This is a genomic window from Halobacillus sp. K22, from assembly GCF_052246795.1.
Taxonomy (GTDB): domain Bacteria; phylum Bacillota; class Bacilli; order Bacillales; family Halobacillaceae; genus Halobacillus.
Map to the genome: position 1 here is coordinate 13,763 of NZ_JBQQCN010000027.1, position 13,063 is coordinate 26,825.

The 13,063-nt window shown below is 43.4% G+C and carries 26 protein-coding genes and 1 pseudogene; all 27 read right to left on the bottom strand.

The genetic code is table 11. From position 1 onward, the window contains the following. Positions 1-53 precede the first annotated feature (53 nt). The 27 genes and pseudogenes from rplQ to rplB all read right to left on the bottom strand — a co-directional run bounded on the left by rplQ (position 54) and on the right by rplB (position 13,046). Positions 54-413, bottom strand: a complete 360-nt coding sequence (gene rplQ, locus ACTWPM_RS16695) for a 50S ribosomal protein L17 (RefSeq protein ID WP_014641448.1) — start codon at positions 411-413, stop codon at positions 54-56. A gap of 43 nt (positions 414-456) precedes the next feature. Further along, a complete protein-coding gene (locus tag ACTWPM_RS16700; RefSeq protein ID WP_014641447.1) occupies positions 457-1,401 on the bottom strand; it encodes a DNA-directed RNA polymerase subunit alpha in 945 nt (314 codons plus the stop codon). 178 nt (positions 1,402-1,579) lie between these two features. Next, positions 1,580-1,975: a 30S ribosomal protein S11 gene (rpsK, locus tag ACTWPM_RS16705; protein ID WP_089752391.1), complete on the bottom strand. Its 396-nt coding sequence runs from the start codon at positions 1,973-1,975 to the stop codon at positions 1,580-1,582. Between the two features lie 29 nt (positions 1,976-2,004). Beyond that, positions 2,005-2,370 carry a 30S ribosomal protein S13 gene (rpsM, locus tag ACTWPM_RS16710; protein ID WP_443134161.1) on the bottom strand — a complete coding sequence of 122 codons (366 nt, stop codon included), beginning with the start codon at positions 2,368-2,370 and terminating at the stop codon, positions 2,005-2,007. A gap of 23 nt (positions 2,371-2,393) precedes the next feature. Then, the gene (gene rpmJ, locus ACTWPM_RS16715; RefSeq protein WP_002509257.1) at positions 2,394-2,507 is read right to left on the bottom strand and encodes a 50S ribosomal protein L36; all 114 of its coding nucleotides are present in this window, start codon (positions 2,505-2,507) and stop codon (positions 2,394-2,396) included. Positions 2,508-2,536: 29 nt separating this feature from the next. Beyond that, on the bottom strand, positions 2,537-2,755 hold the full coding sequence (gene infA / locus ACTWPM_RS16720; RefSeq protein ID WP_422165908.1) for a translation initiation factor IF-1: 219 nt from the start codon (positions 2,753-2,755) through the stop codon (positions 2,537-2,539). Continuing rightward, entirely contained in the window at positions 2,733-3,068 is a 336-nt protein-coding gene (locus ACTWPM_RS16725; protein ID WP_014641443.1) for a KOW domain-containing RNA-binding protein, read from the bottom strand. Before ACTWPM_RS16725 ends, infA begins: the two co-directional genes overlap by 23 nt. A 16-nt stretch (positions 3,069-3,084) precedes the next feature. Then, positions 3,085-3,831, bottom strand: a complete 747-nt coding sequence (map, locus tag ACTWPM_RS16730; protein ID WP_443134162.1) for a type I methionyl aminopeptidase — start codon at positions 3,829-3,831, stop codon at positions 3,085-3,087. Continuing rightward, positions 3,828-4,481, bottom strand: a complete 654-nt coding sequence (locus ACTWPM_RS16735; RefSeq protein ID WP_443134163.1) for an adenylate kinase — start codon at positions 4,479-4,481, stop codon at positions 3,828-3,830. The genes map and ACTWPM_RS16735 overlap by 4 nt, the downstream gene beginning before the upstream one ends. A 41-nt stretch (positions 4,482-4,522) precedes the next feature. Further along, the gene (gene secY / locus ACTWPM_RS16740) at positions 4,523-5,815 is read right to left on the bottom strand and encodes a preprotein translocase subunit SecY (protein ID WP_443134164.1); all 1,293 of its coding nucleotides are present in this window, start codon (positions 5,813-5,815) and stop codon (positions 4,523-4,525) included. Beyond that, positions 5,815-6,255 (bottom strand): 50S ribosomal protein L15, encoded by a 441-nt coding sequence (gene rplO / locus ACTWPM_RS16745; RefSeq protein WP_443134165.1) that lies wholly within the window; start codon positions 6,253-6,255, stop codon positions 5,815-5,817. The genes secY and rplO overlap by 1 nt, the downstream gene beginning before the upstream one ends. Before the next feature lie 27 nt (positions 6,256-6,282). Then, positions 6,283-6,468, bottom strand: a complete 186-nt coding sequence (rpmD, locus tag ACTWPM_RS16750; RefSeq protein ID WP_014641438.1) for a 50S ribosomal protein L30 — start codon at positions 6,466-6,468, stop codon at positions 6,283-6,285. A gap of 18 nt (positions 6,469-6,486) precedes the next feature. Then, positions 6,487-6,984, bottom strand: coding sequence for a 30S ribosomal protein S5 (gene rpsE, locus ACTWPM_RS16755; protein ID WP_443134166.1), 498 nt, complete (start codon positions 6,982-6,984; stop codon positions 6,487-6,489). 20 nt (positions 6,985-7,004) lie between these two features. Then, positions 7,005-7,367 carry a 50S ribosomal protein L18 gene (rplR, locus tag ACTWPM_RS16760; protein WP_443134167.1) on the bottom strand — a complete coding sequence of 121 codons (363 nt, stop codon included), beginning with the start codon at positions 7,365-7,367 and terminating at the stop codon, positions 7,005-7,007. Positions 7,368-7,402: 35 nt separating this feature from the next. Next, positions 7,403-7,939, bottom strand: a complete 537-nt coding sequence (gene rplF / locus ACTWPM_RS16765; RefSeq protein WP_443134168.1) for a 50S ribosomal protein L6 — start codon at positions 7,937-7,939, stop codon at positions 7,403-7,405. Positions 7,940-7,970: 31 nt separating this feature from the next. Further along, positions 7,971-8,369: a 30S ribosomal protein S8 gene (rpsH, locus tag ACTWPM_RS16770; RefSeq protein WP_443134169.1), complete on the bottom strand. Its 399-nt coding sequence runs from the start codon at positions 8,367-8,369 to the stop codon at positions 7,971-7,973. Positions 8,370-8,399: 30 nt separating this feature from the next. Then, entirely contained in the window at positions 8,400-8,585 is a 186-nt protein-coding gene (locus tag ACTWPM_RS16775; RefSeq protein WP_014641433.1) for a type Z 30S ribosomal protein S14, read from the bottom strand. A 26-nt stretch (positions 8,586-8,611) separates the two neighbouring features. Continuing rightward, positions 8,612-9,151: a 50S ribosomal protein L5 gene (rplE, locus tag ACTWPM_RS16780; RefSeq protein WP_014641432.1), complete on the bottom strand. Its 540-nt coding sequence runs from the start codon at positions 9,149-9,151 to the stop codon at positions 8,612-8,614. Between the two features lie 26 nt (positions 9,152-9,177). Next, positions 9,178-9,489 carry a 50S ribosomal protein L24 gene (gene rplX, locus ACTWPM_RS16785; RefSeq protein WP_089752384.1) on the bottom strand — a complete coding sequence of 104 codons (312 nt, stop codon included), beginning with the start codon at positions 9,487-9,489 and terminating at the stop codon, positions 9,178-9,180. Between the two features lie 39 nt (positions 9,490-9,528). Further along, the gene (rplN, locus tag ACTWPM_RS16790) at positions 9,529-9,897 is read right to left on the bottom strand and encodes a 50S ribosomal protein L14 (protein ID WP_014641430.1); all 369 of its coding nucleotides are present in this window, start codon (positions 9,895-9,897) and stop codon (positions 9,529-9,531) included. A 42-nt stretch (positions 9,898-9,939) separates the two neighbouring features. Then, positions 9,940-10,203, bottom strand: a complete 264-nt coding sequence (gene rpsQ, locus ACTWPM_RS16795; RefSeq protein ID WP_443134170.1) for a 30S ribosomal protein S17 — start codon at positions 10,201-10,203, stop codon at positions 9,940-9,942. Between the two features lie 24 nt (positions 10,204-10,227). Next, a complete protein-coding gene (rpmC, locus tag ACTWPM_RS16800) occupies positions 10,228-10,428 on the bottom strand; it encodes a 50S ribosomal protein L29 (protein ID WP_008636054.1) in 201 nt (66 codons plus the stop codon). Further along, positions 10,418-10,852, bottom strand: a complete 435-nt coding sequence (gene rplP / locus ACTWPM_RS16805) for a 50S ribosomal protein L16 (RefSeq protein ID WP_224895885.1) — start codon at positions 10,850-10,852, stop codon at positions 10,418-10,420. The genes rpmC and rplP overlap by 11 nt, the downstream gene beginning before the upstream one ends. Then, a pseudogene (gene rpsC, locus ACTWPM_RS16810) lies at positions 10,846-11,512 on the bottom strand (30S ribosomal protein S3). Before rpsC ends, rplP begins: the two are co-directional and overlap by 7 nt. Before the next feature lie 3 nt (positions 11,513-11,515). Continuing rightward, positions 11,516-11,857: a 50S ribosomal protein L22 gene (rplV, locus tag ACTWPM_RS16815; protein ID WP_443134171.1), complete on the bottom strand. Its 342-nt coding sequence runs from the start codon at positions 11,855-11,857 to the stop codon at positions 11,516-11,518. Positions 11,858-11,876: 19 nt separating this feature from the next. Continuing rightward, the gene (gene rpsS, locus ACTWPM_RS16820; RefSeq protein ID WP_197318418.1) at positions 11,877-12,155 is read right to left on the bottom strand and encodes a 30S ribosomal protein S19; all 279 of its coding nucleotides are present in this window, start codon (positions 12,153-12,155) and stop codon (positions 11,877-11,879) included. A 57-nt stretch (positions 12,156-12,212) separates the two neighbouring features. Beyond that, on the bottom strand, positions 12,213-13,046 hold the full coding sequence (gene rplB / locus ACTWPM_RS16825) for a 50S ribosomal protein L2 (RefSeq protein ID WP_443134172.1): 834 nt from the start codon (positions 13,044-13,046) through the stop codon (positions 12,213-12,215). Positions 13,047-13,063 lie beyond the last annotated feature (17 nt).

Below are 13,063 nucleotides of genomic sequence, written 5' to 3' on the forward strand. Positions count from 1 at the left end.
GATTCAACCTCACGATGAGATTCATTCCTGCCCTTTTATACCTGTGGTAATCATTAAACTAATTCAATGATCGCCATTTTAGCTCCATCACCTTTACGCTCGCCTAGCTTAAGCACGCGAGTGTAACCACCTTGACGGTCCTCATAGCGTGGGCCAATGTCAGAGAATAGCTTCTGTAAAGCTGTTTGATCTCCTTCTTCATCAGCGTCAGCCTTATAGAGGAATGACTCAGCTTGACGACGGGCATGAAGATCGCCGCGTTTACCTAGAGTAATCATTTTTTCTACTACAGAGCGAAGCTCTTTTGCTTTAGCTTCTGTTGTTTCTAAACGCTCATGAATGATCAAGTCGGTCGCTAAGTTGCGAAGAAGCGCCAAACGTTGATCAGTGGTACGTCCTAGTTTTCTAGCCATTGATAATCCCTCCCTTACCGTTAACTCTATGATGCTTTATTAATCAATCTTCTTTTCTTAAACCTAGTCCAAGTTCATCCAACTTGTACTTCACTTCTTCAAGTGACTTGCGTCCAAGGTTACGGACTTTCATCATGTCTTCTTCCGATTTATTCGCAAGTTCCTGTACTGTATTGATACCAGCACGCTTCAAGCAGTTGTATGAACGAACGGAAAGATCAAGCTCTTCAATCGTCATCTCAAGAACTTTCTCTTTTTGGTCCTCTTCTTTCTCAACCATGATTTCAGCCTTTTGAGCTTCATCTGTTAAGCCGACAAAGATATTGAGGTGCTCCATATAGATCTTAGCTCCAAGAGAAATGGCTTCTTCTGGACGAATGCTTCCGTCTGTCCACACGTCCAAAGTAAGTTTATCGAAGTTTGAAGTTTGACCAATTCTTGTATTTTCAACTTGATACGTTACACGGGATACTGGCGTAAAGATTGAATCAACCGGGATTACGCCAATTGGCAGGTCCTCATGGTTGTTTCCTTCTGCAGGTCGATATCCTCGACCACGTTCCGCTGTAATACGCATGCGAAGATTAGCGGTGCTATCCAAAGTTGCGATATGAAGATCCGGGTTAAGAACTTCAACATCACTATCATGCGTAATATCTGCAGCTGTGACTTTTCCTTCTCCCTGTACATCAATTTCCAAAGTCTTTTCTTCGTCAGAATAAACTTTCAAAGCTAGTTTCTTTAGATTCAAAATGACAGTAGTTACATCTTCTACTACACCATCAATGGTAGAGAATTCGTGAAGAACACCCTCAATTTGAACTGATGTTACAGCAGAGCCAGGAAGTGAGGATAATAGGATACGACGCAAGGAGTTACCTAGAGTTGTACCATACCCACGCTCAAGCGGTTCTACGACGAACTTACCAAAAGTGGACTCATCGCTGATCTCAACCGTTTCAATTTTTGGCTTTTCAATTTCGATCATTTACACTAAACCCTCCTTCAAAACGTCGAAACCCCGGTTAGACTTTGGTCTAACCGAAATTCCTCAGGTAGGCAGTTCCGATACAAGACAACTGCTTTTTTCACTGTCTACAAGCGCTTGATTTTAAAAACCTATCATAACCCATTATAGACAGGGTGACAAATTCTATTCAGAACTATTATACGCGACGACGTTTTGGTGGACGGCAACCATTGTGTGGAACTGGAGTCACGTCACGGATTGCCGTGATATCAAGACCTGCTGCTTGTAGTGAACGGATTGCTGCTTCACGACCTGCGCCTGGGCCTTTAACTGTAACTTCTAATGTTTTCATACCGTTGTCCATAGCATCTTTCGCTGCAGCTTCTGAAGCCATTTGAGCAGCAAATGGAGTAGATTTACGGGATCCTTTGAAACCTAGGGAACCTGCACTGCTCCAGCTGATGACGTTTCCTTGAACATCAGTGATCGTAACGATTGTGTTGTTGAATGTAGAGCGGATGTGTGCCATTCCCGACTCTATATTCTTTTTCGCCTTACGTTTACGAGTACGTGTGTGTCCTTTACGTGCCATAAGGTTAGCTTACCTCCTTTATCTTTCGTTTATTTACGTTTGTTGGCCACTGTACGACGTGGGCCTTTACGTGTACGAGAGTTGTTTTTTGTCTTTTGTCCACGAAGCGGAAGCCCGCGGCGGTGACGGATTCCACGGTAAGAACCGATCTCAATCAAACGTTTAATGTTTAGAGAGTTCTCACGGCGAAGATCACCTTCAACGTTGTGGTTATCCACTGCTTTACGAATCTTAGCAAGTTCGTCTTCTGTAAGATCGCGAACACGAGTGTTCTCTGAAACTCCGGCTTCTGCCAGGATCTCAACAGCTAGTGATTTACCAACACCATAGATATAAGTTAATGAAACGACGATGCGCTTATCGCGCGGAACGTCTACACCTGCTATACGTGCCATGTGCTACGTACACCTCCTTCAGATTAACCTTGTTTTTGTTTATGCTTAGGGTTTTCACAGATTACCATGACTTTACCTTTTCGTTTGATGACTTTGCATTTTTCGCAAATTGGTTTTACAGAAGGCCTTACCTTCATCATCCATACCTCCTTTAAGATCGGAGTTTTTATTTATAACGGTACGTAATACGTCCTTTACTTAAATCATACGGGGATAGCTCAACCGTCACTTTGTCCCCTGGTAGAATTCGAATGAAGTGCATGCGAATTTTACCAGAAACGTGCGCTAATACGGTATGACCGTTCTCGAGTTCAACCTTAAATTGTGCATTAGGTAAGGTTTCAACGATTGTCCCCTCAACTTCAATTACATCGTCTTTCGCCATCGAGTTGATCTCCCTTCTTCAAATCAGTCACTGCTTCATTGACATATTTTGATACGGCAAAACGAAGCTTGCCATTTGTGACACGACCAGTTTCTAGAAGGCTGTTCTGGACTTCCGGAGAGATGAAATCCATAAGCTCAATATGCTGCAAATTCTTTTTCTTTGGTCGATCATACTTACGTTTCTCTCCGTCGGCAAGCAGCACAAAGCGGCCATCCAGTACATCGATAACTACCGCATACTGTCCTGCCTCACGCCCCTGCACAATACGAACAATTTGACCTATTCGTGGACTCGACTCAGATTCGTTCAAACACGATCACCTTCATTTAGGATTTTGTTAATACTTCGTAACCCTCTTCTGTAATCGCGATGGTGTGTTCAAAATGCGCACACATTTTACCATCTTTTGTGACCACAGTCCAACGATCAGCCAGAGTTTTCACATAACGTGTCCCTGCATTAACCATTGGCTCTACAGCCAATACCATTCCCGGCTTGAGACGTGGACCTTTATTCGGCGGGCCGTAATGAGGAATCTGGGGATCCTCATGAAGCTTCTTGCCTACTCCGTGTCCAACATACTCACGAACAATCGAATACCCTTTCGATTCCACGTAGCTTTGAATGGCATGGGATATATTTGAAAGGCGCTCACCTGGGTTTGCTTCATCAAGTCCTTTGAACAATGATGTCTCTGTCACTTTTAGCAAATCCAATGCTTTATCATCTACAGTGCCGACTGGATAAGTCCAGGCCGAGTCACCATGATAACCTTGGTATTTGGCACCAATATCAATACTGATAATATCTCCTTCATCCAATACCCGTTCACCGGGTATTCCATGGACGAGCTCTTCATTGACCGATGTGCAAATACTACCACGGAATCCATTATAACCTTTAAAAGATGGGATTGCATCCATACTGCGTATGAAATCATCAGCAATCTTATCCAATTCGCCAGTCGTAATCCCTGGCTGGATATTTCTCTCCAACTCTTGGTGCGTTAAGGCGACTATCCTGCCAGCTTCACGCATGATATCTAATTCCCGTGGTGTTTTACAACTAATCATTTAGATAGGTCTCCAAGTACTCCATCAATGTCAGTGAATACGTCGTTGATATCCTTATCCCCTTCAAAAGATACTAAATATCCTTTATCACGGTAGAAGTCTAGAAGTGGCTGTTGTTGTTCAACATTCACTTCAAGGCGCTTCCGTACAGTTTCCGGCTGATCGTCTTCTCGTTGAATCAACTCAGAGCCATCATGATCGCATTTCCCTTCCTCTTTTGGAGGATTAAATACTACATGATAAGTGGCGCCGCAAGTCGGGCAGATACGTCGTCCAGTCAGACGCTCGATGAGTTGGTCTTTTGGAACATCGATATGAAGCACATGATCTAATGTGTCATCCATATCGCTTAATAAATTTTCAAGGGCGTCAGCTTGAGCAATGGTTCGCGGAAAGCCATCCAGAAGAAAGCCTTCTTTACAATCCGGTTTGCTCAGACGCTCGCGAACGATTCCGATTGTAACTTCATCTGGAACCAATTCGCCTTTGTCCATATATGATTTAGCTTCCTTACCTAGTGCTGTTCCTTCTTTGATAGCTAAACGGAACATATCTCCAGTTGAGATATGAGGGATGTTATATTTTTCGACTATCTTCTCTGCCTGAGTACCTTTACCAGCACCAGGAAGACCCATCAGAATTAAGTTCAACTTGTTCCCCTCGCTCTCATTATTCATTAGTTCTTCGGTAATTATTTAATAAAACCTTTATAGTGACGTTTCACAAGCTGACTTTCCAGCTGTTTCATCATTTCCAGAGCAACCCCAACAACGATGAGTAAGCTGGTTCCGCCAATTTGAACGGTTGGCGGCAGTTGTGCCACAGAACCTAAGATGATCGGCAGGATAGAGACAGCTGCCAGGAAGATAGATCCTACAAACGTTAACCGGTACATCACTCGCGTCAAATACGTTTCTGTATTCGCACCAGGACGTATCCCCGGGATATACCCGCCTTGCTTCTTCAAGTTCTCTGCCATTTGTTCAGGGTTAACCTGTACAAATGTATAGAAATAAGTGAAGGCAATGATCAAAGCCACGTAGATAATCATTCCAGGCCAGTTCTGGTAATCAAAGATATATTGAATAACAGATGCTATTTCACTATTTTCGAAGAATCCAGCTACTGTTCTAGGCGCGATAATAAAGGATATCGCAAAGATCACTGGAATTACTCCCGCAGCATTAACCTTGATTGGCAAGTGTGTTGAATGCCCTCCAACAGGAGAACGGTTTACCAGTTTCTTGGCATACTGAATAGGGATTTTACGCAGTGCCTGCTGGATGAAAATAACTCCAACTACAACGGCTACTATAACAAGTGCGATTAATGCAATGATCACAAGATTGATAAACAGTTGCTCTCCTGCACCGGAGATATACTGATCATACAACTGGTTTACACCGGTAGGAATCGCAGCTACAATACCCGCAAAGATCAGAATGGATATACCATTTCCGACGCCGTGGGATGTGATTTGTTCACCAAGCCACATAAGGAAAGCTGTTCCGCCTGTTAATACCAGAGCAATTATCAGGAATTTCGCTACGCCCGGATCCGCGATCAACTGACCGCCTGCCAGAGCATTAAAACCAATCGACATTCCAATTGCCTGAATGAAAGCGAGAGCGATCGTTCCATAGCGGGTAAACTGAGCTAATTTTCGACGGCCGACTTCACCTTGCTTTTTCCATTCCGCAAACTTAGGGACAACATCCATCTGTAACAATTGCATGATGATTGAGGCTGTGATATAAGGCATGATTCCCATCGCAAAAATGGAGAAGTTCTGTAATGCCCCGCCTCCAAATGTGTTCAAAAAGCCAAAAGCGTTTTGTTCATCCATAAAGTTAATAGCATCTCTGTTTGTAAATGGTACAGGGATGAATGTCCCTAACCGGAATACGATCAGCATAGCTAAAGTGAAGAAGATTTTCCGTCGAATATCACCCACGCGCATAAAATTGGAGATTGTACGGAACATTAAATCACCTCAGTTTGACCGCCCGCTGCTTCAATTGCTTCTTTCGCTGAAGCAGAGAACTTATGAGCTTTCACTGTAAGTTTTTTCTCGATAGATCCTTTACCAAGAACTTTAATTCCAGATTTTTGGTTACTTACCGCACCAGAATCAAGCAATAGTTCAGGAGTAACCTCTGTTCCCTCTTCAAAACGGTTAAGAGCATCAAGGTTGATAATCGCAAATTCCTTACGGTGTACGTTAGTGAAACCACGCTTTGGAAGGCGTTGGAATAGTGGCATTTGTCCACCTTCGAAGCCAGGACGAGTTTTGCTGCCAGAGCGCTGACCTTGTCCTTTGTGACCGCGACCAGATGTTTTACCATTTCCAGAAGCCATTCCACGACCTACACGATTACGTTCTTTACGAGCACCTTTTGCCGCTTTTAGTTCATGCAGTTTCATGCGAGCACCTCCTTATTTCTTTTCTAGTTAAACTTCTTTAATCGATACAAGGTGAGATACCTTATTAGCCATACCTCGGATCGCTGGGTTATCTTCAAGTACGACAGTTTGACGGATCTTATTCAGACCCAACGCCTTGACAGTAGAGCGTTGATCCTTCGGTCTACTAATAACACTGCGCGTGAGGGTAATTTCTAATTGTTTTTTAGCCATTATATTTCCCTCCTTATCCTACAGTTCTTCTACGGACTTCCCACGAAGTCTTGCAACGTCTTCTGCGCGCTTAAGCTCGCTAAGTCCAGTAAGTGTCGCACGCACCATGTTAATAGGTGTGTTAGAACCTAGTGACTTAGAAAGGATGTCTTGTACACCTGCAAGCTCAAGTACCGCACGGACAGGTCCACCTGCGATGACACCAGTACCTTCAGCAGCTGGTTTCATCAAGATGCTTCCTGCACCGAAACGTCCAGTGATCTCGTGTGGAATAGTCGTATCTTTAATTGGTACTGTAATTAGGTTTTTCTTAGCATCATCAATGGCTTTCTTGATAGCTTCAGGTACTTCTTGAGCTTTTCCTGTACCGAAACCAACATGACCATTTTTATCTCCTACAACAACCAATGCAGCAAAACGGAAGCGACGTCCACCTTTTACTACTTTTGCAACACGATTGATTGTTACTACGCGTTCTTCAAGATCTAATTTATTAGGGTCAATTTTTGTATTCATTCATGTCCCTCCTTTAACGATTAAAATTGTAGGCCGGCTTCACGCGCGGCTTCTGCTAAAGCTTTCACACGTCCATGGTACAAGTAACCTCCGCGGTCAAATACTACGATATCATAACCGTTATCGATCGCACGCTTTGCAAGCAATTCACCGACTCTTTGAGCAGCTTCTACGTTACCTGTTACGTCAAGATCAAAGCCATTTTCCATAGTAGATGCGCTCGCTACAGTTACTTGGCTCTCATCATTGATTAATTGAGCATAAATGTGTTTGTTAGAGCGATATACGTTCAAACGCGGACGTTCAGCTGTTCCGAAAACATTTTTACGAACGCGTGCATGACGCTTTTTCCGAACGACATTTTTATCTGCCTTTGTGATCATCTGGGTCACTCCTTTCTATACATTACCTACGAATCTTACTTAGCTGTTTTACCTTCTTTACTGCGTACACGTTCACCCTGGTAACGAATACCTTTCCCTTTATAAGGTTCTGGTGGACGGATTGCACGGATTTTAGCCGCAACAGCGCCAACTAATTCTTTGTCGATACCTTTAATGGTTAACTTCGTGTTGGAAGGCACTTCAATTTCAATACCTTCACGGTTAGGTACTTCCACAGGGTGGGAATAGCCAGCGTTAATAACGACTTTTTCTCCCTGTTTTTGAGCACGATAACCTACACCAATAATTTCAAGGGATTTTTCGTATCCTTTGGAAACACCTTCAACCATGTTAGCGATCAGGCTGCGGGTAGTACCGTGAAGAGCACGATGTTCTTTATGGTCACTAGGACGCTCTACTGTAAGAACATTATCTTCAATCTTCACTGTCATGTCCTTGTGGAAAGTACGAGTCAATTCCCCTTTTGGACCTTTTACTGTGATCGTATTGTTAGCCTGATTGATTTCTACACCTTCAGGAATTTCTAATGTTTTTAAACCTACGCGAGACATATCTTTGCACCTCCTGTCTGATCTGAATTTTCTACCAGATGTAAGCTAGGACTTCGCCACCGATGGCTTGTTCGCGAGCTTCTTTATCTGTTAATACACCTTTTGAAGTAGATACTACGGCTACACCAAGTCCATTAAGAACTTTTGGAAGCTCATCAGCTTTTGCGTAAACACGTAGTCCTGGTTTACTGATACGTTTAACACCGCTGATCACGCGCTCGTTGCTTTGTCCGTACTTAAGGAAGATGCGAAGAACGCCTTGTTTGCTATCTTCAACATATTCATAATCACGTACAAAACCTTCACGTTTTAGAATGTCAGCAATTTCTTTTTTTAAGTTGGAAGCTGGGAGCTCAAGCTTCTCGTGACGTACCATGTTAGCGTTACGAATACGCGTAAGCATATCTGCAATTGGATCTGTCATTGTCATAACTCATTTACCTCCTTCCCTGTCTCGGGTTTACCAGCTGGCTTTTTTGACACCAGGGATTTGTCCTTTATATGCAAGTTCACGGAAACAAATACGGCAAAGCTTAAACTTACGAAGTACAGAGTGAGGACGTCCGCAACGTTCACAGCGTGTGTACTCACGTACTTGATACTTCTGGTTACGCTTCTGTTTCGCGACCATTGATTTTTTAGCCACTATTTTCCCTCCTTATGGTTAGATCGTTATTTCTGAAACGGCATACCGAATTGAGTCAATAGCTCACGAGCTTCTTCGTCAGAATCAGCTGTTGTAACGATAACGATGTCCATACCACGCACTTTATTTACTTTATCGTAATTAATTTCTGGGAAAATTAATTGTTCTTTAACGCCAAGTGTGTAGTTTCCACGTCCGTCAAAAGCTTTTTTAGAAATACCACGGAAGTCACGCACACGTGGTAGAGATACTGAGATAAGCTTTTGGAAGAATTCATACATACGCTCTCCGCGAAGGGTAACTTTTGCACCGATAGGCATACCTTCACGTAGACGGAAACCTGCGATTGATTTCTTAGCTTTCGTAATTACAGGCTTTTGACCTGAAATTAATGTTAATTCTTCTACTGCTGTATCCAGAGCTTTTGCGTTCTGAACAGCATCACCAACACCCATGTTGATAACGATCTTCTCGACTTTAGGCGTCTGCATAACTGACTCATATTCAAACTTGTTCATCAAAGATGGAACAATTTCTTCTTGATATTGCTTTTGTAGTTCGTTCATCGTGTGGCCCTCCTTTCCTATCCGGATTATTTATCTAGTGCTTCACCAGATTTTTTCGCGATACGAACTTTCTTGCCGTCCTCAACTTTGTACCCAACACGAGTTGGTTCGCCAGTTTTAGGATCGATCGGCAATACGTTAGAAACGTGGATAGGTGCTTCCTGTGTCAGGATTCCACCTTGTGGGTTTTCTTGAGATGGTTTAGCGTGTTTTTTAACTTCGTTAACACCTTCAACAAGAACACGTTCCTTTTTAGGATAAGCTTCAAGGATAGTTCCTTGCTTGCCTTTATCCTTACCAGTAATAACCATTACTTTGTCACCTTTTTTTACGTGCATGCTTCGCGCACCTCCTTACCAAGGCATTTCGTTCAAACATTATAATACTTCTGGAGCTAGAGATACGATCTTCATGAATTTAGCTTCACGAAGTTCACGAGCTACCGGTCCAAAGATACGAGTACCGCGCGGGCCTTTATCATCACGAACGATTACTGCTGCGTTTTCATCGAAACGGATGTAAGAACCATCTTTACGGCGCATACCGCTTTTTGAACGTACGATAACTGCTTTCACTACCTCACCTTTTTTAACAACGCCCCCTGGTGTTGCTTGTTTCACAGTTGCGGTAATAATGTCACCGATATTTGCTGTTTTACGTCCAGATCCACCCAAAACTTTAATTGTTTGGATTTCACGAGCACCAGAGTTGTCTGCAACTTTTAAACGAGACTCCTGTTGAATCATACCATGTAACCTCCCTTCGGATTAACTCCGAGCGAACTTTAATTAGATAATTACGGACTCTTCTACGACTTCTAGCAGGCGGAAACGTTTCGTTGCTGAAAGCGGACGAGTTTCCATAATACGGACTACATCTCCAGTTTTAGCCTGGTTATTTTCGTCATGAGTCTTGAATTTTTTAGAATACTTTACGCGTTTGCCATAAAGTTTGTGGAATTTGTAAGTTTCAACTACGACAGTGATGGTTTTATCCATTTTGTCAGATACGACACGGCCAGTGTAAACTTTACGATTGTTACGTTCAGTCATGTGAGGGTGACCTCCTCTCATCTATTAGTTATTTACGCCTAGCTCACGTTCACGAGCAACAGTTTTCATACGTGCAATGGACTTGCGAACTTCACGAATACGTGCAGTGTTCTCAAGTTGACCTGTTGCCAGCTGAAAGCGCAGGTTAAAAAGTTCTTCTTTTAGAGACTTAACTTTTTGTTCAATTTCGGCAGTGGTTAATTCACGGATTTCATTAGCCTTCATTGATTTCACCACCAATTTCTTCACGTTTTACAAATTTAGTACGAATCGGAAGTTTGTGAGATGCAAGGCGAAGTGCTTCGCGAGCCACCTCTTCAGAAACTCCTGCGATTTCAAACATGATTTTTCCTGGTTTTACTACAGCTACGAAACCTTCTGGAGCACCTTTACCGGAACCCATACGAACTTCTAGGGGTTTAGCAGTATAAGGCTTGTCAGGGAAGATTTTGATCCATACTTTACCGCCACGTTTCATATAACGAGTCATCGCAATACGCGATGCCTCAATTTGACGGGCTGTGATCCACGCTGGGTCGATAGCTTGCAAACCATACTCACCGAATGCTACTTCAGTACCGCCTTTCGCACGGCCTTTTAAGCTAGTACGGTGTTGTTTACGATATTTTACTCGTTTTGGCATTAACATAATGCTTTTCCCCCTTCCTTACTTGTCTGTTTTAGTTGGAAGGACTTCTCCACGGTAGATCCACACTTTAACACCAAGTTTTCCGTAAGTGGTGTCAGCTTCTGCAGTTCCATAATCGATGTCTGCACGAAGTGTGTGTAGTGGTACTGTTCCTTCACTGTAATATTCTGCACGAGCGATATCCGCGCCACCTAGACGACCAGATACTTGGGTACGAATACCTTTTGCTCCTGCACGCATAGCGCGTTGTAGTGTTTGTTTTTGAGCACGACGGAAAGAAACACGGTTTTCTAACTGACGAGCGATATTGTCAGCTACTAGTGTAGCATCCAAATCAGGCTTTTTAACTTCCACAATGTTAATGTGAACGCGTTTGCCGGTCAAGTTGTTGAGAGCTTTACGAAGAGCTTCAACTTCAGAGCCGCCTTTACCGATAACCATACCTGGTTTAGCCGTGTGTACGGTGATGTTTACGCGGTTAGCTGCACGTTCAATTTCAACAGTAGAAATAGCAGCGTCTTTTAGACGTTTTTCAACAAATTCACGAATCTTAATATCTTCATGTAACAAGTCTGCGTAGTCTTTACCAGCGTACCATTTGGATTCCCAATCACGGATGACGCCGATACGAAGACCTACTGGATTAATTTTTTGACCCACTGATTATCCCTCCTTTTTTTCTGATACGACCACTGTGATGTGGCTGGTGCGTTTATTAATTTGGCTTGCACGTCCCATTGCACGTGGGCGGAAACGTTTAAGAGTTACACCTTCATTAACAAACGCTTCGGAAACATATAAATTCTCCGGATCCATTTCATAATTGTGTTCTGCATTTGCAATCGCAGAGTTAAGAAGTTTCTCAACTACTGGAGATGCGCCGCGCTGTTTCAAACGTAGTGTCGCGAGCGCGTCACCTACCTCTTTACCTCGAATCAAATCAATGACTAATCGGGCTTTACGAGGAGCGATGCGAACGGTTTTAGCAACTGCTTTAGCTTGCATTAGAGTGCCTCCTCTCTACTTAGCGTTTTGTTTTCTTGTCATCGCCAGAGTGTCCCTTAAACGTACGGGTTGGCGCGAATTCACCTAGCTTATGTCCGACCATATCTTCTGTCACATAAACTGGTACGTGTTTACGTCCGTCATAAACGGCAATTGTGTGTCCGACAAAGTTAGGGAAGATTGTAGAACGACGAGACCATGTCTTCACCACTTGGTGTTTATTGTCTTCGTTCAACTTCTCAACTTTTTTCATCAAATGATCATCTATAAAAGGTCCCTTTTTCAGGCTGCGGCCCATGAATAAACCTCCCTTCGCAATTGAAAGACGGGTACTATCGCCCGCCCGACAATCCCGTTATTTTTTACCTCTTCTACGAACGATATATTTATCAGACTGCTTGTTGCGTTTTCTTGTCTTGTACCCAAGAGTTGGTTTACCCCATGGAGTAACTGGAGAAGGCATACCGATTGGTGCACGTCCTTCACCACCACCGTGTGGGTGATCACTAGGGTTCATAACAGAACCACGTACAGTTGGGCGCTTACCTTGCCAGCGAGAGCGTCCAGCTTTACCAACACTGATTAGTTCGTGCTCAAGGTTACCGACTTGACCGATTGTAGCACGGCAAGTGCTTAGTACGAGGCGAACTTCACCAGAAGTTAAACGAACAAGAGTGTATTTCTCTTCACGACCTAGAATTTGAGCGGATGCGCCTGCAGAACGTACAAGCTGCCCTCCACGACCAGGCTTAAGTTCTACGTTGTGAATGATTGTACCTACAGGAATATCTTTCAAAGCAAGTGAGTTACCAGGTTTGATATCTGCACCTACACCAGAAATGATTTCCATGCCTACCTTAACTCCTTTTGGAGCCAGGATATAACGCTTTTCTCCATCAACGTAGTTGATTAGCGCAATGTTAGCGGAGCGGTTTGGATCGTATTCAATCGTAGCAACGCGTCCAGGTATTCCATCTTTATCACGTTTGAAGTCGATGATACGGTATTGACGCTTGTGACCTCCGCCTTGATGACGAACTGTCAGCTTACCTTGGTTATTACGTCCACCACGTTTATGAAGTGGAGTGACAAGGGAGCGTTCAGGTTTGTCAGTGGTAATTTCTGCGAAATCAGATACTGACATGTGTCTGCGACCGTTAGTAATTGGTCGGAACTTTTTAATCGCCATCTTTTTTCCCTCCTTTT